Genomic DNA, 18773 nt, shown 5'->3' with positions numbered 1-18773 from the left:
TCGCCCCGGAGGTCTCCCATGCTCAGCCGCCGCCCCAATCCGCTGACCCTCCAACTCGTCACGGCGCTGCTGGCGCTGATGCTGGTGCCCTGGTTGCTGGCGTTCGTCCCGGCAGAGGCGAGAATGTTCTGGACGCTGGCGATCTCGGCTGTGCTGGCGTTCGACTTGCTGTTTTCGGCAACCGTTGTGGGCCGAATCGGGGGCAGACCACTCAACCCCAACCTGCTGCTGACCGGCCTCGGCCTGGCGCTGCTGGTGCTGCCGATTACCCGCCCGGTCTGGTGGCTGGGAGCCGTACCGCTCGTCTGGGCGCTGCTCCGTGCGCTACCGAATGCGCCTGAGCCTGTGCGCCGCGCCACTGCAACCGAACGCCTGCTCTGGCTGGGGCTGCTGCGCCCGGTGGTCTACCTTCCGGAAGGCGCCGCGCCGCTGACGACCCACCTTCGGGGCGGTTGGTCCGGTTACGTCGGGCTCTACGTGCTGATGGAGATTCCGCTTCATATCCTGATCGCCTTCACGGCGCCTGCGCTGGACGTCCTGATCGCCGCCGATCTGCTATTTATCATCTGGCTTGCCGCCCTCGCCCGGAGCTTTCGCCTGCATCCGAGTTATGTGCAAGGCGGGGTGCTGCACCTGCGTCAGGGCCTGCTGTGGAGCGCTGAGATTTCGCTGAGTGACATTCTGGAAGCAGTGCCGTATGAGCAGCCGGAGCATCCGGCATTCGCCGATTCGTCGTATGGCACGCTGCGGCGCACCATTTCAGTGCCAAAACGTAAACCCAGAGACGGACTGGCCCTCGTCGCCATCATCCCTCCAAATCTGACGCTGCGGTTGTCGTCCAGTACGACGGTTCACGGCCTGGGTGGTCTGACGCGAACGGCGACGACCATCCACCTGTTTCTCGACGAGCCCGCCGAGCTGCGCCGCCTGCTCGCCCCACCCACTTCCCAATCCTGATTTCTGACACAATGGCCGTCTATGAACGAGGCGGTTCCCATTCTCCTGGCGATTTTCGGCGGTGTCTTCGGCGGCGTCTCCCTGATGAATTATGTCAGCGGCATCAGTAAAGTCCGGGTGATGCAGGAGAAGCGGGCACTGATCGAGGCCCAGAACGCCGCCCAGTTGGAGGCGAATCGGCCCGCGCCGCTGCCCGCGCCCGCCCCGCTCGCCGACCCCAACGCCGCGCCGGTACTGGCTCTGAAGTTGCCTGAACCGCTCCGCAGCAAAGCCCTGGCGCTGCTCGTTCAGATTCAGGACGCGCCCGGCACGCTCGACGCCCGCAGCGCCTACCTGGTGAGGCAGACGGCGGGCGATTACCTGCCGCAGACCTTGAAAGCGTACCTCGACCTGACGCCGGGGGCACGCTCACGCCTGAGTGCCCAGGGCATGGACCCCGACACCCTGGCTGCCGAGCAACTCGATCTGATGGCTGCTGGCGTCTCGGAGGCCCTGCGCCTGGACCACGCCGCCGCCGACCGTTTGCTGACCCAGGGCCGGTTCCTGCGCGAACGCTTCGCGCCGGGGCCGGATGAACTGGTGCTGAGCGGCAAGGCAGATCTGGTCAAGAAGGAGTAGGAACGCTGAACGAATGCACGAACCTCACCGCGAAGGATGGGGTTTTGTCGTGCTGGAGTGGTGGAGGTACACGGATTTGAACCGTGGACATCCTGTGGAAAGGTTTTGTTCGCGGTTGATCAGCCTGTGAACGTCGTCGACGATCAGCGAGAACTACTCACGCCATTACGTACGGTCTGCTTGAGGGCCGGGTAGACGGTTGGGTGTGAGTCAAACGGCGGATGCTGAATGGCGACCCGTTTCATGACCTGTACCGCCGCTTAGAGCAGATGTGATAAAAAGGGTCTTTTTATGACCGAGCGGAGCGAGTAGTTTTGACTGAGCAGGACGCAGAATGGAGGCGCGGGGAGGCTGTTTTCCCCGTGGCGTAATTCGGAGTACTGCTCTAATGTCGTGTCGACATAGTGATGTCGTTGTGACATACTAAGGTGTGCCGATGAACGTGATCGCCCGCAAGGTGCTTCTGGAGTTCGCCGCCGACTACCCGGAGGCGCTCTCTCCCTTGAGCGAGTGGTACAAGCACGTTCGCAAGGCCGACTACGGCAGCTTTGCCGACGTGCGGGCCGACTACGGCGGCGCCGACTGGGTGGGCGGCTACATCGTCTTCAACATCGGTGGCAACAAGTACCGGCTGATCGTCATGGCCAATTTTCAGTACAGGACGTTCTGGATCAAGCATGTGTTCACGCATAAGGCGTACGACGCCTGGGAGCCCGAATGACTGCACCACTGTCTGCTATTACCGCCGTCTGGCCGCAGCTCGAAGCGGCCCTGACCCCAATCCAGAGCGAGGCGCAGCATGCTCAGGCGCTCGAAGCCGTTGCCCCCATCTGGGGGGCGGTAGGCGAGGACGCCGCTCACCCGCTCGGCAGTCTGCTCGCGCTGATGATCGAGCGTATCCAGACCTACGAGGACGCGACCCACCCGCCGCCAAGCGGCTCACCCGCCCGGATGCTGGCGTACCTGATGGCGCTGCGCGGCCTCTCGCAACGTGCGCTCGCCGAAGCGACCGGGCTCGATCAGGGCAATCTTTCAAAGATCCTGGGCGGCAAGCGCGAGTTTACCCTCGAGGCCGTTCGCACCCTCGCCGCTTACTTCAAAGTAGAGCCGAGTCTGTTTGTCTGACCGGAAAACGTATACCGAAGCTACGAAAAAAGCTCCCGCACTCGCCTGTTGCGGCGGTGCGGGGCTTTTTTACGTTGTTTTCAGGCAGCTAAGTACAACCAGGCTACCGTTTTGGGACTGAGCAAAAAGCGCTCCATCCCTCCACTCTCGCCCAGTCGTACTTTTCCCAATACTCGCTCCGCTCGGTTTATCCAAAGATAAACGTTGGTGTACTTAGGAGTTTTACTTCGATTCGGATGCCCAGCATCTTGGCCAAGCCTCACCGCTACAGAATGCACGAACCCCACCGCGAAGGATGGGGTTTTGAATGTGCTGGCTGGTGGAGGCACACGGATTTGAACCGTGGACATCCTGCTTGCAAAGCAGGCGCTCTCCCGCTGAGCTATGCCCCCAGCGTCCAGCAGCCTAGCACTCCGGTTCAGCCGTGTCTAGCCGCGCTATCCTGCCGGGCATGCCGCGCCGCAAGTTGCCGCCGTTCCCCCCCGGCGCCGTGCTGGTGGGCGGCGCCGCCCGCGACCTGCTGCGCGGAGAAACGCCCAAAGATTACGACTGGGCCGTGCCCGATCCCCGCTCAGCCGCTCAGTTCCTGGCGGGCGAGACTGGCGCCGCCTTTCCCCTCGATACTGAGCGCGATTACTGGCGAGTGGTGATCGGCGACGTGCAGCATGACCTGGTGCCGCTGCCCGCCGACCTGAACGATGATCTGCTCCGGCGTGACTTCACCGTCAACGCGTTGGCGCTGGATGAGGCTGGCCGCGTGACCGATCCGACCGGCGGACAGGCCGATCTCAAGCGGCGTCAGTTGCGGATGGTCAGCGAACAGAACCTGCAAGGCGACCCGCTGAGACTCCTGCGGGCGGCGCGGCTTTCGACCAGTCTGGGTTTTGTCATCGAGCCGCGAACGGGGGAGAGCATCCGGCGGCTGGCGAAGGCTGAGCTGCCCCTGCCTGCCGCCGAGCGCGTCGGGGACGAGCTGGACGCCCTGCTGCGAACGCCCGACGCGGCGCGGGGCGTGCTGCTGCTGCACGAACTCGGCTTGCTGGCACTCTATCTGCCGGAACTGACCGAAGGCGACGGGCTAATTCAGGGCGGCCTGCACCATCTGGACGTGCTGCACCACAACATCGAGGCGCTGCATCAGTTGCTGACCCGTTTCCAAGGCGCCGACCTGGCCCTGCGCTGGGCGACGCTGCTGCACGATGTCGGCAAGCCGCGCAGCCAGGGCATCAACCCCGACACCGGGCGCCAGACCTTTTACGGTCACGCCGAACGGGGCGCCGAGCTGACCAGGCAGATTCTGGAGCGCCTGAAACGCAGCCGTGCCATGAATGACCGTGCCGCCGCGCTGGTGGGCGCCCACATGGTCCAGCTCCCGGCGGGCGAGCGTGAGGCCAGGCGCTTTGTCCACCGCCGCCGGGCGCTGCTCCCCGATTTGATCGGCCTGATGCTGGCGGACCGGGAAGCGGCCCGTGGAAAAAGCAGTTCCGAACGGGGTCGCCTGGCCTATGGGCAAGCCTTCGAGCGCGTACTGGCCGCCCTGGAAGACCAGCCGAAGGGTCCGGCGCCGCTGCTGGGCGGGCACGAGATCATGACGCTGCTGAGCCTGACGCCCGGCCCCCGCGTGGGCGAGCTGACCCGTGCCCTGGCCGAAGCGCAGGCGCTGGGCGACGTGCAAACGCAAGGCGAGGCCCGCGCCTTTGTCCAGCAGCAGGCCAATGTGTAAGCCAGCTCGGTAGACGTGCAGACGGCTCACGCATCAGCACCTGTATTCACGCTAGATTCGTCCGCGTGAGTATCCGCACGCCCGACTGGGTCAAAGACGCCGTGTTCTACCAGATCTTCCCCGACCGCTTCGCCCGCAGCAAGCATCAGGACAGCCGCCTGCACCTGCAAGCCTGGGGCGCTCCTCCGACGTTTAACGCCTACATGGGCGGTGATTTGTGGGGCGTGATAGACCATCTGGACCATATTCAGAACCTGGGCGTCACGGCCATCTACTTTTGCCCGGTATTCCAGTCGGCCAGCAACCACCGCTACCACACCCACGATTACCTCCAGGTCGATCCGATGCTGGGCGGCAACGCGGCGCTGCGGGCCCTCATCGACGCCGCCCACGAGCGCGGCCTGAAAGTGGTGCTCGACGGGGTGTTCAACCACGCCTCACGCGGATTTTTCCAGTTCAACGATCTGCTGGAGCAGGGCGAGCAGAGCGCCTACCGCGACTGGTTTCACGTCGGCGGCTGGCCGCTCGCGCCCTACGAGCAGGGCCGCCCGGCCAATTACGCCGCCTGGTGGGGTAACCGTGCCCTGCCCAAATTCAATACCGGCAACCCGGCGGTGCGCGAATTCCTGTGGCACGTCGCCGAGTTCTGGATGCGGTTCGGCATCGACGGCTGGCGGCTGGACGTGCCCAACGAGATCGACGACGATTCCTTCTGGCAGGAGTTCCGGCGGCGGGTCAAGGCCATCAACCCTGACGCCTACATCGTCGGCGAGATCTGGGGCGACGCGCACCGCTGGCTTGCGGGCGACCAGTTCGACGCGGTGATGAACTACCACTTCACCCGCCCCTGTCTGGGCTATTTCGGGGCGCGGACGCTGAATAACGCCCTGAACGAGGTGTCCGGCACCGGCCACGTCGACGCGCTGGACACCGCCGCCTTCGCCGCCCGTATGAGCGAGGTGGCCCGGATGTATCACCCCGAAATCGTTCAGGCGCAGCTCAACTTGCTGGGCAGCCACGACACGGCCCGCTTCCTGAGCGTGGTGGGCAGTGACGCCACGGCCCTGCGCCTGGCGACGACCTTCCAGCTCACCTATCCCGGCGCCCCGTGCATCTACTACGGCGACGAGATCGGCCTGCCTGGCGGCCCCGACCCGGACTGCCGCCGCGCTTTTCCCTGGGACGAACCCGGCTGGGATAAGCAGACCATGACCCTGATCCAGAAGCTGACCGCCGCCCGGCACGCCAGCCCGGCCCTGCGGCGCGGCACTTTCGACGTGCTCCACGTCGCCGGGGAGGCGCTGGCCTACCGCCGCGAACACGCGGGCGAGTGCGCCTACGTGCTGATGAACACCGGCCTGGTGGGCACGGTGGTCAATCTGACCGGACTCCAGGCTGGACGCTACCGCGACGTGCTGAGTGGGCGGGTCATCACAGTGGCGCAGGAGCAGGCGTTCAGCGTGCCGGAGCGTAGCGCCGTGGTGCTGGTGCGTCAGGACTGAGCGTTATTTCTTGCTGCCCAGCCGCCACAGCAGGCGAACGAGCAGCCCGAAAACGATCAGGACCGGAACGGCCAGTACGACGACCAGGATAAGTTCGAGTGGTCCCATGAGGTGAGTGTATCAGTTTGCATTCTGGGCTTTCGGCGCCTACTTCTTGCTGCCCAGCCGCCACAGCAGCCGCACCAGCAGGCCGAACAGCACCAGGCCGGGAATGACGACCACGACGAGGAGAATAACTTCACCGAAACCGAGGTTGGGCATGGAGTCAATCTAGCCAACGGGAGAAATCGGCCACGCTGGGGCGCCACGGGATGAAAAAGGCGGAGCCCACAAGCCAAGCCTTCCTCAGTTTCTAATTTTTTACCTCACCCGCGTTCCACTCGGCAAGTCCAGCCCCGTGCCCAACAAATCCAAGCGGCCTTCGCTGTCCTCGGCGGCCAGGATCATGCCCTGTGACTCGATGCCGCGCAGCTTGACGGGCTTCAGGTTGGCGACCAGCACGACCTTGCGGCCCACCAGGTCTTCCGGGGCGAACCAGGTGCGGATGCCGCTGACCACCGTGCGAGTTTCCTCACCTAATTTGACGGTCAGTTTCAGCAGCTTGTCGGCCTTGGGCACCGCCTCGGCGGCGATGACCTCCACGATGCGGAGGTCGATTTTCCCGAAGTCGTCGATGGAGATCAGGCCGGTGTCCTGCGGTTCTTCTACGGGTGCTTTGGGTTCGGTCTGTGCGGTCATGGTCGTCCCTTTGCGGTCACTGGAGGGTTGAACGGGTTTGGGTACTTCCACAACGGCAGCGGCTGCTTTCGGCTCAGGCTTGGGCAGTTCTGGTTTCGGGAAGAGCACGTTCCCGCCGATGACCTGTGTGCCAGCCGCGATCAGACCCCAGGCGGGCGTCAGCGGGTAGCTCTGACCGCCGAGTCCGAGCTGGGCACGCAGCTCACGGGCTTTGAGCGGAATCGCCGCCTCCAGCGCCACGCTCGCCACCCGCAGCCCCTCGGCGGCGGTGTACAGGACGGTATCGAGCCGCCCCGCATCGGCCTCATTCTTCGCCAGCGCCCAGGGCGCACTTTCGGCGATGTACCTGTTGAGGTCGCGCACGAACTCCATCGCGGCCTCCAGCGCCATGCTGACCTTCAGCTCGCGCACCAGGTCCATGACCCGGCCCGGCAGACTCAGCGCCGCCGCCCGGATGCCCTCTTCCCGCTCGTTGAGGGCACCGGGGGCAGGCAGCACGCCGCCCCGGTACTTCTGGATCATGCTCACCGTGCGCGACAGCAAATTGCCCAGGTCGTTGGCCAGGTCGGCGTTCTGGCGGCCAATCAGGATGCTCTCGCCGTAGGGGCTGTCGGAACCCAGGCTGGCCTCGCGCAGCAGGGTGTAGCGCACCGCGTCGGGGCCGAACTCGTCGACCAGGGCCACCGGGTCGATGGCGTTGCCCAGGCTTTTGCCCATCTTGCGCCCGTCCTCGGCCAGGATGTGCGCGTGGACCACCAGTTTTTCGTACAGCGGCAACCCGGCGGCCCTCAGCATGGTCGGCCAGAAGACCGCGTGCGGCTTGAGGATGTCCTTGCCGACCACGTGCCAGGCGTGCGGAAACAGGTCGAGGCGCCCCTGATCGGCCAGCGCAGACACGTAGTTCAGCAGCGCGTCGAACCACACATACGTGACGTGATCGGTGTCCCAGGGCAGCTCGATGCCCCAGGGCACGCGGGATTTGGGCCGCGAGATGCTCAGGTCGCCCACCGGCTCGCGCAGCATCTCCAGCACCTCGTTGCGGTAGCCGCCCGGCGTGATGAAACCGGGATTCTCGCGCAGGTGCTCCAGCAGCCAGCTTTGATACTTCTCCATGCGGAAGAAGTAGTTGGCCTCGCGGCGCAGTTCGGGCGCGTCGCGGTCACCGGGGAATACCATCTGGCCGTTCGGCCCGGCCACCAGTTCCTTGTCGGTCACGTAGCGCTCGGCGCCCACCGAATACAGGCCCTCGTATTCGGCAAAATAGATGTCGCCCGCGTCGTAGACCTGTTGCAGAATCTGCTGCACGTAGCGCTTGTGGCGGTGCTCGGTGGTCCGGATGAAGTCGTCGTAGCTCAGGCCCAGCCGGTCCCACAGTTTGCGAAAGGCGTTGTTGCTCAGGTCGTCGGCGAAGGCTTGAGGCGTCTTGCCGCTTTGGGCTGCCAGCTTGACGATGCGCTCGCCGTGCTCGTCGGTGCCGGTCAGGAAGTAGGTCTCGTACCCGGCCAGGCGGTGAAAGCGGGCGACCGCGTCGGTCAGCACCTTCTCGAAGACGTGCCCGATGTGCGGCGGCCCGGTCAGGTAATCGATGGCGGTGGTGATGTAGAACGGCGGTTTGGGCGAATCAGGGTTGGATTGGGGTTCGGACATCTGGACAAACTCCTTGCGCCGCGCAGGGCGGCGGCCTAACCCCGACAGCATAGCGGCTGCGTGAGGGAGCATAGCGGCTGCGTGAGGGGTTTCAAAAATGCGTCGAATAGAAGTCTGGCGTGCTCATCAGGCCCTTCGCCTTTCACACAGGCCACACGCCACACGCCACAGGCCAAAAAAACCAGGCCAAAAAAACAGAGCCTCCCCACCGGAAAGCCCCGCCCCCATCAGGCCGCCTCAGTGAAGGCAGCCCTCAGGCGGGGACATTCGCTGCATTCGCTGAGGTGAAGACCGGGCCTGTCATGCCCGTCAGATTATCACGGCGCCGGGGTAGGCGGGCAGGGAAGGCCAGCGGATCATTTCTCGTCGGTCTCGCTGAGGGCCAGGCCCAGTTTGCGGCTCAGCCGGGCCAACTGGCTCAGCTCGCTGCGGCTCAGGACGCTGAATACGTCCACGACGCCCTGAACGTGCGGCGGCAGCACCCGCGCCACCAGGCCGTGACCCACCTCGGTCAGCGAGACGTTCATGATCCGGCGGTCTACCGTGTCCTGGTCGCGGCGCACCAGCCCGGCTTTCACCAGGTTGTCGACCACCATGGTCAGGTTGCCGCTGGAGCGCAGAATCTTACCGGCCAGGCGGCGCTGGCTCATCGGCCCCAGGTGATACAGGGCTTCCAGGGCGCCGAACTGGCTGACGGTCAGGTCGTAATCGGCCAGGTGCCGGTTGGCCTCGGCTTCGACCAGATGCGCCGCCCGCCACAGCTTGATGTAGGCGTCCAGAGCCGAGCGCTCCTGAGCGGTTCCCGCGAACTTGGTCGGCATGAACTCCATGCTGGGTGAGACGTGAGCAAATAGCAACCCTGCTTACCGGATCGGCCCTGGTCATGTTCGGAAATTCCGTGTTGCCCTGGATTACTCCACTTTCAGGCCCGTCTCCAGCCACAGCAGCGCCTGGTCGGTCAAAAACGGCGGCTTGAAGCTGACGGCGGCGGCCTGCTGGACGAATTCCGGCAGCGGTCCCCGGCCCTGCGGCGCGGCGGTCCACATCGGCGCGTCGTAGCTCAGCCCGGCCAGTTCGCAGGCCCGCTGGAAGCCGGTATGAAGGTCGCCCAGCTCGTCGATCAAACCGGCTTTCAATGCGTCGGCGGCGCTCCAGACCCGGCCCCGGCCCAGCGAATCCACTTGCTCGGTGCTGAGTTTGCGCCCGCCCGCGACCCGCGACACGAAGCGGTCGTACACCTCGGCGATGCTGCGCTCGATCTCGCGGCGCTCCGAATCGGTAAACGGCTGGTTGCTGGAGTAGATCAGCGGGCTGCCGCCCCGCTCGACGCGCTGCGGCGTGAAACCCTGGCGCTGGTTGAACTCGGTGAACACCGGCTTGCCCGTCACCACCCCGATGCTGCCGGTAATCGTGTACGGCGAGGCGATGACGTGTGCGGCGTGGGTCAGCACGTAGTAGCCGCCCGACGCCGCCACGCTGCCCATCACCGCCACCACCGGCTTCTCGCAGGTCTGCACCTCGCGCCAGATCAGGTCCGAGGCCAGCGCCGAGCCGCCGCCGGAATCGACGTACAAAAGAATGGCCTTGGTCGCCCTGTCGGCCTTGGCGCGGCGCAGGGCGGCGACCACCGTATCCGAGCCCGCCATCTGGCCGCCCAGCAGCGGAATCGGCAGCGGGTTGTTGCGCGATTTGCCGGTGACGATGTTGCCGATCAGCGGCACCAGGGCAATGCGTCCAGCCGCCTTCTTGCTGGGGCGAGCGGGCATCAGCAGGTCCAGCACGGCGCTCAGGGGCCGGGTGGCCGGGCCGATCAGCTCGTCCTCGTAGGCGACCTTGCTGAGAATGCCCAGCTCCAGGGCACGCCGGGCGCTCGATACGCCCTCGGTGAGCCAGGCGCGCACGGCTTCGGGGTTGAGGTCGCGGGCTTCGGCCAGGTCGGCCACCCAGGCGTCCTCCACGGAGCGCAGCAGTTCATTGGTCTGGAGGCGCTGGGCGTCGTCCATGTGGTCTTGCGAGAAACGGGTCAGCGCACTTTTGAATTCGCCGATGCGCAGGTTCTCGAAGTCGATGCCCTGCTTTTTCAGGAAGGCGCCCAGGTAGGTGATCTCGGCCCCGAAACCGTGCAGCATGAACTCCGCCGATTCGGGCGCCACCACTTCCTGCGCACCCGACGCCGCCAGGAGCGTGGCCTTGTTCATGCTCGGCACGTAGCTGACGGTGCGCTTGTGCATCGATAAGCGCCGCAGCATCCCGCGCAGGGCGTGGGCCTCGCTGATCCCCGCCTCGAAGTTGCCGAATCTGAGCAGTACACCGTGCAGCCAGTCGGCCTTGCTCAGTTTCTCGAACTTGGCGCTCAGCGATTCCAGGCTCTCGGTGCGGCCCAGCAGCGCGGCGATCGGGTTGCTGGGGGCACGCGCAGGCAACGGCCCGCCGATATCGAGAATGACCCAGGTGGGCCGGGTCACGCCGTTGGGGAGCCTGGAACCAGTCGAGGCAGCACCAGTCGAGGCAGGTCCAGTCGGAGCAGTGGTGGTCATGCCCCACAGGCTACGCGAGGACCACGAGGGGCATTGTGTGGAGGGCGCAGGGTGTGGAGGGCGCAGGGTGTGAAGGGCGCAGGGCCGGGCGTCGCCCGTCTGGCCGCTGCTGACCATGCTGCCGATGGTCAAAAAGCAGGCCCGCACGTTCACGGGAAACGTGCGGGGCCTTGGCAGTAAGTTTAGTTGATGTTGAGCGAATTGTCGCCCCCGCAGCTCACCATAGCGGTCCGTTGCGGGGGAGTCGGGCCGTTTTACTCGCTGGGAACCTTGATGGCGCCGCTGATGATCTTGGCCTTGGCGGCCTCGACCATCGCCACCTGGGCGCTGGAGATCAGGGCCTTGTTGAAGCCGTCCACCGCGTAGCCCACGCCGCCTTCCTTGAGCCCGAAGCTGCGCGCCCCACCCTTGAACTTGTTGGCCTTGACATCCTCGATGACGCTGTACACGGCGTTGTCGACGCGCTTGAGCATGCTGGTCAGGCCGTGGTTCATGGTGCCCGGCTTGCCGTCGAAGTCGCCGATGTAGTTCTGGTTGCTGTCCACGCCGATAAAGAACATCGGGCGGGTATTGCCCGCGCAGGCCGCCGTGTAGCTCGCCGCCTTGGGCACGCTCCTAAAGTTGTCGGACTTGAAGCTCACGCCCTTGGGGAGTTGCGCGGCCTTGAGGCACTGCTGCTGCTTGATGAAGTCTTGCAGGCCCTTGCCCGACGCGCCCGCCGCCGCGAACACGATGTCGGCGCCGCGAGCCTTCATGCTGGCCGAAATCTCCTTGGCCTTGCCGGGGTTGTTCCAGGCGTCGGGCGTGGTGCCCACGTACTGGCTGACGATAATCACGTTCGGGTTGGCGGCCCTGGCTCCGGCCTTGTAGCCCGCCTCGAACTTGTGGATCAGCGGAATGTCCATGCCGCCCAGGAAGCCCAGCACGCCCGTCGCGGAATTCAGCGCGGCCAGGTAGCCGACCAGGTAGCTGCCCTCGTTTTCCTTGAAGGTCAGGCTGGCGACGTTCTTGGCCGGTGACACGTCATCGACCAGACCGAAGGCCAGATCCGGGTTTTCCTTGGCGACCTGGGTGACGCTGGCGTTGTTGGCAAAGCCGATGGCGAAGGTCAGGTCGAAGCCGTCGGTGGCGAAACCCCGGATACCCTGCACCGTCTGGCTGGGGTCGGAGGGCTCGAAGTCCTTGACGGTCACGCCGCCGCCCTTGACGGCCCGCTGGGAGCCCTCGTAGGCCGACTGGTTAAACGATTTGTCGAACTTGCCGCCCGCGTCGTAGGCCATGCCCACGCGGACGCCGCTCTGGGCCGAGGCCGAGCTGATGAGGGTGCTGGTCAGGGCCAGCAGGGAGAGGCTGAGAAGGGCAGCGGTGTGCTTCATGAGTGCTCCTGAAGATGACGGCGAGAAGGTGAGCTGGGGGGCTGGTTATGGTCACGCAGACGCTGAAGTTGGTACGGAAAAACTGTGGAGGCTCTGGGGGGTGAGTATACGCGAAAGTGGGCGAGTCCAAAGGGGCCGTGAAGGTCATTCCCATTGAGGTGACAATTCCCATTGAGGTGATGGAGGTGAGAGTCGCCCCCCGCCCCTCAAGAATGGTAGCGTGGTCATATGAGTGCCCAGAGCCAATTTCCTGACGCAGATTCGGTAAGTAACAGAACGAACCTGAGCGCCCAGCAGCTTCGCTACGCCTTCCTGATCGCCGAGCTGGAGCGGCACAACCGCCTCTACCACGAGCAGGACGCGCCCGAAATCGCCGACTCCGAGTATGACGCCCTGGCCCGTGAAGCCCGCGCCCTGGAAGCCGAGCACCCCGACTGGGTGGAGCTTGGCACGTCGCCCGCGCAGGCCGTCGGCGGGGCGCCCAGCACGGCCTTTGTCAGCGTCGATCATCCCAGCCCGATGACCAGCCTCGATAACGTCTTTGACGACGCGGAGCTGCTGGGCTTTCAGGAAAAGCTGGCCCGCTCACTGAACGTCGCGCCCGAAGGTGCCCAGTTCGCCTATGCCTGCGAACTCAAGATCGACGGCCTGAGCGTGAACCTGTATTACAAAGGCGGGGTGCTCCAGTGGGCCGCCACGCGGGGCAACGGCGTGAGCGGCGAGATCGTGACCGCCCAGGTGCTGACCATCGCCGGGTTGCCGCAGAAACTGGAGGGCCTGACCGGCGAGCTGGAGGTGCGCGGCGAGGTGTACCTCAGCCGTGAGGAGTTCGCCGCCTTCAATGCCCGCGCCGAGGAGCTGGGCAGTGCGCCGCTGAAAAATCCCCGCAACGGCGCCGCCGGAGCTTTGCGCCAGAAAGACCCCGAAGTCACCCGCATGCGCAACCTCAGCGCCCTGTTCTACAGCCTCGGCAAGCGCGACGGCGTGAACGTGAAAACCCAGTGGGAGGCGCTCGGCTGGCTGCGTGAGCGCGGATTCCCCGTCAGCGAGTATTCCCGGCAGGTCGGCAGCATCGAGGAGGCCGTGCAGTACCACGCCGACCTGCTCGCCCAGCGCAGTGAACTCCCCTTCGACGTGGACGGCACCGTCATCAAACTGGACGATCTGCATTTGCAGGCCGAATCGGGCTTCACCAGCCGGGCGCCCCGCTGGGCCATCGCCTACAAGTTCCCCGTCGAGCAGGCCAGGGCCGTGCTGGAGAGCGTCAGCATCAACGTGGGGCGCACCGGCAAGCTGGCGCCGCTGGCGCACCTCTCGCCCCGGCTGATCGAGGGCAGCACCGTCAGCAGGGCCACGCTCCACAACGAGGATTTCATCCGCAACCTGGACCTGCGAGTCGGCGATACGGTGGTGGTCCACAAATCGGGCGGGGTGATTCCCGAAATTCTGCGTGTCGTGCCGGAGCTGCGCCCGGAAGGTGCCCAGCCGTTCGCCTTCCCCGAAGAATGCCCGGTCTGCTCGTTTCCCGCCGTGCGCGAGGAGGGGGATGCCAACCGCTACTGCACCAACCCCGATTGCCCCGCCAAGCTGGAGGAGGCGCTGCGCTACTTCGTCTCACGCGGCGCCCTGGACATTCGCGGCCTGGGCGAAAAGCTGATTACCCAACTGCTGGCCGCCGGGCTGGTCAAGGACGCCGCCGACTTCTACGCCCTGAGCGCCGGGCAGCTCGCCGGACTGGAACGCGGCGGCGACAAGAAGGCCGCCAACCTGCTCGCCCAGTTGGGGGGCAGCAAGGCCAAGCCGCTGTGGAGACTCATCAACGCCCTGGGCATGGCCGGGGTCGGGGACCGGGGCTCGAAGGCGCTGGCCCGCACGTTTGGCTCGCTGGACGCGCTGCTGCAAGCGACCCCGGAGCAGATCGAAGCCGTGCCGGGCATGGGCGGCGTGCTGGCCGTGAGCATCACCGCCGAGCTGGCTGGGGACCGCCTGCAATCGCTGATCCCGCGCCTGCGCGCTGCCGGGCTGGGCGAGGTCGCGGGCGAAACCGAAATTCGCACGGGCGAACTCGCGGGCCTGAACTTCGTGCTCACCGGCAGCCTGACCCGCCCCCGCGACGCCCTCAAAGCCGCCCTGGAGGCGCGTGGAGGCCGCGTGACCGGCAGCGTGACCGGCAAGACCAGTTACCTGATCGCCGGGGAGGACGCTGGCAGCAAACTCGCCCGCGCCCAGGAGCTGGAGATTCCGGTGCTGGACGAAGCAGGATTGAGCGCGTTGCTGGCTGAGAAGGGGGCAGTGGGGCTGGAGTGAGGGAAGTAGGGAGTGGGAACAGAGTTGGACGGGGGTTGCCGCAACGGTGGGCGGACGCCAGGTATAACTCGCTGCGCGGGAGCCAGAAGACCTTGCCATGTAGGCTGTAGCCCTTCGGGGGCAGATGGGAAGCGTGCTACCCGCCGTCCCCTGAACGTCCTCCATACCCCACCTTCGCCTTTCCCACTCCCCACAACCCACTTCCCACAACCCATTTGCACTAAACTACCGGGCAACCAGAAAGCCCGACTTTCGCGCCGCATGACAGGAGAAGTATGGAACTCGAAATCAGCAAGAGTGTGCTCACCGACATCGCCGCCAGCGCCCTTTCGCGCATCGAGGGTCTGGAGTTGGCCGCCGCCAGCTCGCGTCCCGGCACGCTGGGCAACCTCAGCGTGCGCGACCTCAAAGACCTGAACGTCAGCAGTCTCAACATGAGCGAACTGGCCCAGGCCCGGCGACCCCGCGCGCTGAAAATCACCCGCGAGGGCAACACCGTGACGCTGGACGTCGGCGTCAACATCGAGTATGGCCGCAACCTGGTGGCGCTGGGCCAGCAGGCCGGGCGGGCCTTGCAGGAAAACATCGAGCTGATGACCGGCCTGAAGGTCGCGGCGGTGAACGTGGTGGTGCAGACCCTGACCCTGCCGCCCCAGGCCGCGCCCGCCCCGGCGGCCAGTTCTAGCGCCGGTCCGGCATGACCAGACGCGAACGCGCCGCCGCCGCGCCGGTGGGCACCCGCCGCGCCGCCCGCGAATTCGCCTTCCGGGTGATGTTCGAGGCCGGGCAGGGCAGCAGCGATATCGGCTCGGTCTACACGCGGGCCGAGGGCGCCATGCTGTCGGGCGACGACACCTATCCGCACCTCAATCCCGAAGCGCTGGCCTTCGCCCACTCGCTGGCCTTCGGTTATGGCGCCCAGGCCGAGGGCGTCAACGAGCTGCTGCAACGCACCATTCGCGGCTGGAGCTTCGAGCAGATGGCCCAGACGGACCTGAACATCCTGCGGCTGGCCGTCTACGAGATGCTGCACGGCGGCGAGCCCCACCCGCCGATCATCGAGAGCGCGGTGAGGGTGGCCCGCAAGTACGGCGGCGAGGATTCGGGCAGATTTGTCAACGGCGTGCTGGGCGGCCTGTCGCGCAGCCTGCACGCGGACGCTGCTACCGGCCTGCCAACTCCAGTGGAAGCCGGTCCTTGAGCGCTCGCCTGCTGGCCGGACCGCCCGCCGCCGCCGCGCTGCTCGTCGAGGCCCGGCGCCGCGCCGCCCTGCTGGGACGGGTGCCGGAGCTGCACGTCATCCGCCTCGGTGACGATCCGGCCAGCCTGAGTTACGTGACCCTCAAAAACAGGAGGGCGCAGGAGGTCGGGCTGGGCAGCACCGTCCACGCGCTGCCGGAAGCCACCAGCCAGGCCGAACTGGCAGCCCTGATCGCCCGCCTGAACGCCGACCCCGCCGTCAGCGGCCTGCTGGTGCAGTTGCCGCTGCCGGGTCACATCGACAGCGCCGTGATTCTGGAAGCCGTCAGCCCCGACAAGGACGTGGACGGCTTTCACCCGGTCAACGTGGGGCGGTTGTGGAGCGGCTCGCCGGGCCTCTCTCCCTGCACGCCCGCCGGAATCCTGGCGCTGCTGGAGTATTACCAGATCCCGGTGTCCGGCCAGCACGCCGTCATCGTGGGGCGCAGCACCATCGTCGGCAAGCCGCTGGCCGCGCTGCTGCTGGGCCGCGACGCCACCGTGACGCTGGTCCACTCCCGCACGCCCGATCTGGGCAGCTTTACCCGCCAGGCCGACCTGCTGCTGGTCGCGGTGGGCCGCCCGCACCTGATAAGCCCGGAGATGGTCAAACCCGGCGCCGCCGTGGTGGACGTGGGCATCAACCGCGTGGGCGTGAGCAGCAGCGGCAAGGCGAAACTGGCCGGGGACGTGCATCCAGACGTGATGGAGGTCGCCGCCGCGCTGACCCCGGTGCCGGGCGGTGTCGGGCCGATGACGGTGGCCCAGCTCATCATGAACACCGTGCTGGCCGCCGAGAGGATGCAGGCGGGCCAGGCGATTGGCCAGACGATTGAGCAACCTGGGACGGCAGTGCAACGCTGAAGGCCGGATTCACACCCGCCGGAAACCAGCCTGTAGACTGCCCCTCAGACGTGACGACCCTGCCGATGTTCCCGCCTGTTTTTGCGTGGCACCCGTGACCGAGTTCGAGGCGCTGCTGAGCAACCGCTGGCTGTGGACGGCGGTGCTGGCCAGCACCGGCGCCCAGGTTATCAAGGTGCTGCTGATCTTGCTCGTCGAGGGCCGCTGGCGCCCCGAAAAAGCGCTGGAAACCGGCGGCATGCCCAGCAGCCACAGCGCGATGGTCTCGGCCCTGGCGACGGGTGTGGCCCTCACCGAGCGTCTGGACAGCCCGCTGTTCGCCGTGGCCGCCACCTTCGCCCTGATCGTGATGTACGACGCGACTGGCGTGCGCCACAGCAGCGGCCAGCAGGCCCGGCTCATCAACGAACTCATCGAGGAATTGCGTGCGGTGGTCCGCGAGGGCTTTGCGCCCAAGCCGCTGCGGGTGCTGCTGGGCCACACGTACCTGGAGGTGCTGGTCGGCGGCATCATCGGCGTGCTGGCGGCGTTCACGGCCTTTCGCTGGCTGGGGTAAGGGAGGCTTGTGGCGCGTGGCGCGTGGCTTGTGGGTACAACTATCAGCGCCTCTGACGCTCGGTACTCTGTCGTCCTGAACAAAGCGGAGGATCTCGTGGTTAAGCTGGCGAAAGCTGCCGCCGAGGTCTGGGTGACGCCACTCCCTGAATTCGTCCGTTCAGGCTTCACGCTTCAGCTCCGGCGCAGGCGGGAGAGGCCGAGCCACAGCAGCCAGAGGGCTATGACCAGCTCGAAGGGCAGGATCAGCCACCACAGATCGAAGCCGTGGGTCAGGGGGCCGTCGGTGAGCCGGGTGCGGACGTCGTAGCTGAACTGGGCGAGCAAAAGCAGACCGGCGATGAAGGTATGCGAGAGCCTCTGCCCCAGCAGTCCCCGTGCCAGCATCAACAGCCCGGTGATTCCGGCAGCGATCTGCACCACGATCAAGGCCCGGATCATCAGCTCAGGCGGGGCGGTGCTCAGGTCCAGCGCCCCGGCTACGGTGGCACACGCCAGCAGGAAGCACTCGAACATCAAGATTCCCCGGTCCTCTCGGTTCACCCGTTCAGTGTGGCCGCGCTGCCGCGCTAGACTCCGCGCATGTTGCTGTATGGCCGGAATCCTGTACTTGAAGCCCTGCAAGGTGGGCGCGTCTCCGAACTGCTGGTCGCCAAGGGCATCGAAGAGAGCTTCGTGCGCGAACTCAAGGCCTTCGACGTGCGCCTCAAATTTGCGCCGCGCATCGAACTCGATACTCTCGCCGGAACTACCCAGCACCAGGGCGTGCTGGCCGACGTCGAAGACCTGGAGTGGGCCACGCTCGACGACATTCTCGACCGGGCCGAGGCCAAAGGCGAACAGTTGCTGGTCATCCTGCTCGACGGCATTACCGATCCGCGCAACTTCGGCGCCATCATCCGCAGCGCCGAGGTGCTGGGCGCACACGGCGTGGTGGTCGAGGAACGCCGCAGCGCCCCGCTGAGCGCCGTGGTCGCCAAGGCGGCAGCCGGGGCCACCAGTTACCTGCCGGTGGCCCAGACCAAGAATCTGCCGCGTTTGATGGACCAACTGAAAGAAGACGGCGTGTGGGTCTACGGCGCGGCGGGCGAGGCCGCCACCGATCTGCACCAGCTCGATTACGACCGCAAACTGGCCCTGGTCATCGGCGCCGAGGGCGAGGGCATGCGCCGCCTGGTGCGCGAGAAATGCGACGAGCTGGTCAGTATCGCCGTGCGCGGCCAGATTCAGAGCCTCAACGCGGGCGTGGCGGCGGGCATCCTGATTCACCACGCCCTCAGCGCCCGCCCGGCGACCCCGGCGAAGAAGCTTTGAACAAACCTTGAACTCAGCCTAGAGAACGGCGATTGGCCCGCCTGTAGGCGCCGTCATACAGACTCCGATTGAATCCCGTATGAAATAGAGGCTCAGGTCCGACCAAGCGTCCAAGCGTCGTCATCGGCGCTGCCCTGGACAAGAACGGGGGTAGGAGAAGGTACGGTCCTGTGCGGGGGCAGACGTGCAGGCGGCGCGTCTTGACCAGAACGGGAGGAGTGGCGTGCCCAGGCGCGTCCGTTCACGACGACGCACCTACCGGGCGTCTTGG

Annotated in this window: 17 protein-coding genes and 1 tRNA gene; 12 read left to right on the top strand and 6 right to left on the bottom strand. The window is 65.9% G+C overall.

Annotated elements, in window-relative coordinates; all coding sequences use genetic code 11:
• From Q0R23_RS02835 to Q0R23_RS02820, 4 genes are all read left to right on the top strand, one after another.
• Positions 1 to 957 (top strand): hypothetical protein (locus Q0R23_RS02835; RefSeq protein ID WP_293910154.1); only part of this gene is annotated, 957 nt, incomplete at its 5' end.
• A 21-nt stretch (positions 958 to 978) separates the two neighbouring features.
• The gene (locus Q0R23_RS02830) at positions 979 to 1575 is read left to right on the top strand and encodes a hypothetical protein (protein ID WP_293910152.1); all 597 of its coding nucleotides are present in this window, start codon (positions 979 to 981) and stop codon (positions 1573 to 1575) included.
• 436 nt (positions 1576 to 2011) lie between these two features.
• Complete coding sequence (locus tag Q0R23_RS02825; RefSeq protein ID WP_293910150.1) at positions 2012 to 2296, top strand: type II toxin-antitoxin system HigB family toxin; 285 nt, start codon at positions 2012 to 2014, stop codon at positions 2294 to 2296.
• Positions 2293 to 2700, top strand: a complete 408-nt coding sequence (locus tag Q0R23_RS02820; protein ID WP_293910148.1) for a helix-turn-helix domain-containing protein — start codon at positions 2293 to 2295, stop codon at positions 2698 to 2700. Before Q0R23_RS02825 ends, Q0R23_RS02820 begins: the two co-directional genes overlap by 4 nt.
• A gap of 317 nt (positions 2701 to 3017) precedes the next feature.
• Here the strand turns inward: Q0R23_RS02820 and Q0R23_RS02815 are convergent.
• Positions 3018 to 3092: transfer RNA gene (locus Q0R23_RS02815), tRNA-Ala, on the bottom strand.
• A gap of 59 nt (positions 3093 to 3151) precedes the next feature.
• On the opposite strand from Q0R23_RS02815, the gene Q0R23_RS02810 reads away from it, so the two are divergent.
• Both Q0R23_RS02810 and Q0R23_RS02805 read left to right on the top strand, forming a co-directional pair.
• Positions 3152 to 4423, top strand: coding sequence for an HDIG domain-containing metalloprotein (locus Q0R23_RS02810; RefSeq protein WP_293910146.1), 1272 nt, complete (start codon positions 3152 to 3154; stop codon positions 4421 to 4423).
• 65 nt (positions 4424 to 4488) lie between these two features.
• Positions 4489 to 5925, top strand: coding sequence for a glycoside hydrolase family 13 protein (locus Q0R23_RS02805; RefSeq protein WP_293910144.1), 1437 nt, complete (start codon positions 4489 to 4491; stop codon positions 5923 to 5925).
• 360 nt (positions 5926 to 6285) lie between these two features.
• Here Q0R23_RS02805 and metG read toward each other — a convergent pair whose 3' ends face one another.
• From metG to Q0R23_RS02785, 4 genes are all read right to left on the bottom strand, one after another.
• Positions 6286 to 8310 (bottom strand): methionine--tRNA ligase, encoded by a 2025-nt coding sequence (gene metG, locus Q0R23_RS02800; protein ID WP_293910142.1) that lies wholly within the window; start codon positions 8308 to 8310, stop codon positions 6286 to 6288.
• Between the two features lie 356 nt (positions 8311 to 8666).
• The gene (locus Q0R23_RS02795; protein WP_293910140.1) at positions 8667 to 9131 is read right to left on the bottom strand and encodes a MarR family transcriptional regulator; all 465 of its coding nucleotides are present in this window, start codon (positions 9129 to 9131) and stop codon (positions 8667 to 8669) included.
• A 90-nt stretch (positions 9132 to 9221) separates the two neighbouring features.
• On the bottom strand, positions 9222 to 10847 hold the full coding sequence (locus Q0R23_RS02790) for a S49 family peptidase (RefSeq protein ID WP_293910138.1): 1626 nt from the start codon (positions 10845 to 10847) through the stop codon (positions 9222 to 9224).
• Between the two features lie 254 nt (positions 10848 to 11101).
• Positions 11102 to 12223, bottom strand: coding sequence for a BMP family ABC transporter substrate-binding protein (locus Q0R23_RS02785; RefSeq protein WP_293910136.1), 1122 nt, complete (start codon positions 12221 to 12223; stop codon positions 11102 to 11104).
• 228 nt (positions 12224 to 12451) lie between these two features.
• On the opposite strand from Q0R23_RS02785, the gene ligA reads away from it, so the two are divergent.
• From ligA to Q0R23_RS02760, 5 genes are all read left to right on the top strand, one after another.
• Entirely contained in the window at positions 12452 to 14530 is a 2079-nt protein-coding gene (gene ligA / locus Q0R23_RS02780) for an NAD-dependent DNA ligase LigA (protein WP_293910134.1), read from the top strand.
• 275 nt (positions 14531 to 14805) lie between these two features.
• Entirely contained in the window at positions 14806 to 15231 is a 426-nt protein-coding gene (locus tag Q0R23_RS02775; RefSeq protein ID WP_293910132.1) for an Asp23/Gls24 family envelope stress response protein, read from the top strand.
• Complete coding sequence (gene nusB, locus Q0R23_RS02770; RefSeq protein ID WP_293910130.1) at positions 15228 to 15731, top strand: transcription antitermination factor NusB; 504 nt, start codon at positions 15228 to 15230, stop codon at positions 15729 to 15731. Before Q0R23_RS02775 ends, nusB begins: the two co-directional genes overlap by 4 nt.
• Positions 15728 to 16633 (top strand): tetrahydrofolate dehydrogenase/cyclohydrolase catalytic domain-containing protein, encoded by a 906-nt coding sequence (locus tag Q0R23_RS02765; RefSeq protein ID WP_293910128.1) that lies wholly within the window; start codon positions 15728 to 15730, stop codon positions 16631 to 16633. The genes nusB and Q0R23_RS02765 overlap by 4 nt, the downstream gene beginning before the upstream one ends.
• Before the next feature lie 94 nt (positions 16634 to 16727).
• Positions 16728 to 17189: a divergent PAP2 family protein gene (locus Q0R23_RS02760; RefSeq protein WP_293910126.1), complete on the top strand. Its 462-nt coding sequence runs from the start codon at positions 16728 to 16730 to the stop codon at positions 17187 to 17189.
• 173 nt (positions 17190 to 17362) lie between these two features.
• On the opposite strand, the gene Q0R23_RS02755 is transcribed toward Q0R23_RS02760, so the two are convergent.
• Positions 17363 to 17731 (bottom strand): hypothetical protein, encoded by a 369-nt coding sequence (locus tag Q0R23_RS02755; RefSeq protein ID WP_293910124.1) that lies wholly within the window; start codon positions 17729 to 17731, stop codon positions 17363 to 17365.
• A 39-nt stretch (positions 17732 to 17770) separates the two neighbouring features.
• Here Q0R23_RS02755 and rlmB point away from each other — a divergent pair, with 39 nt between their 5' ends.
• Positions 17771 to 18502, top strand: coding sequence for a 23S rRNA (guanosine(2251)-2'-O)-methyltransferase RlmB (gene rlmB, locus Q0R23_RS02750; RefSeq protein ID WP_293910122.1), 732 nt, complete (start codon positions 17771 to 17773; stop codon positions 18500 to 18502).
• Positions 18503 to 18773: the final 271 nt, after the last annotated feature.

Origin of the sequence: Deinococcus sp., assembly GCF_025362455.1 — a bacterium.
Lineage (GTDB): Bacteria > Deinococcota > Deinococci > Deinococcales > Deinococcaceae > Deinococcus.
Note: the sequence above shows the minus strand (reverse complement) of the source record. Positions and strands in the feature narration are given on the sequence as shown.

Coding starts and splice junctions, on each gene's coding strand:
- Q0R23_RS02830 (WP_293910152.1), top strand. CDS start 979: ATGAACGAGGCGGTTCCCATTCTCCTGGCGATTTTCGGCGGTGTCTTC.
- Q0R23_RS02825 (WP_293910150.1), top strand. CDS start 2,012: ATGAACGTGATCGCCCGCAAGGTGCTTCTGGAGTTCGCCGCCGACTAC.
- Q0R23_RS02820 (WP_293910148.1), top strand. CDS start 2,293: ATGACTGCACCACTGTCTGCTATTACCGCCGTCTGGCCGCAGCTCGAA.
- Q0R23_RS02810 (WP_293910146.1), top strand. CDS start 3,152: ATGCCGCGCCGCAAGTTGCCGCCGTTCCCCCCCGGCGCCGTGCTGGTG.
- metG (WP_293910142.1), bottom strand. CDS start 8,310: ATGTCCGAACCCCAATCCAACCCTGATTCGCCCAAACCGCCGTTCTAC.
- Q0R23_RS02795 (WP_293910140.1), bottom strand. CDS start 9,131: ATGCCGACCAAGTTCGCGGGAACCGCTCAGGAGCGCTCGGCTCTGGAC.
- Q0R23_RS02790 (WP_293910138.1), bottom strand. CDS start 10,847: ATGACCACCACTGCTCCGACTGGACCTGCCTCGACTGGTGCTGCCTCG.
- Q0R23_RS02785 (WP_293910136.1), bottom strand. CDS start 12,223: ATGAAGCACACCGCTGCCCTTCTCAGCCTCTCCCTGCTGGCCCTGACC.
- ligA (WP_293910134.1), top strand. CDS start 12,452: ATGAGTGCCCAGAGCCAATTTCCTGACGCAGATTCGGTAAGTAACAGA.
- Q0R23_RS02775 (WP_293910132.1), top strand. CDS start 14,806: ATGGAACTCGAAATCAGCAAGAGTGTGCTCACCGACATCGCCGCCAGC.
- nusB (WP_293910130.1), top strand. CDS start 15,228: ATGACCAGACGCGAACGCGCCGCCGCCGCGCCGGTGGGCACCCGCCGC.
- rlmB (WP_293910122.1), top strand. CDS start 17,771: ATGTTGCTGTATGGCCGGAATCCTGTACTTGAAGCCCTGCAAGGTGGG.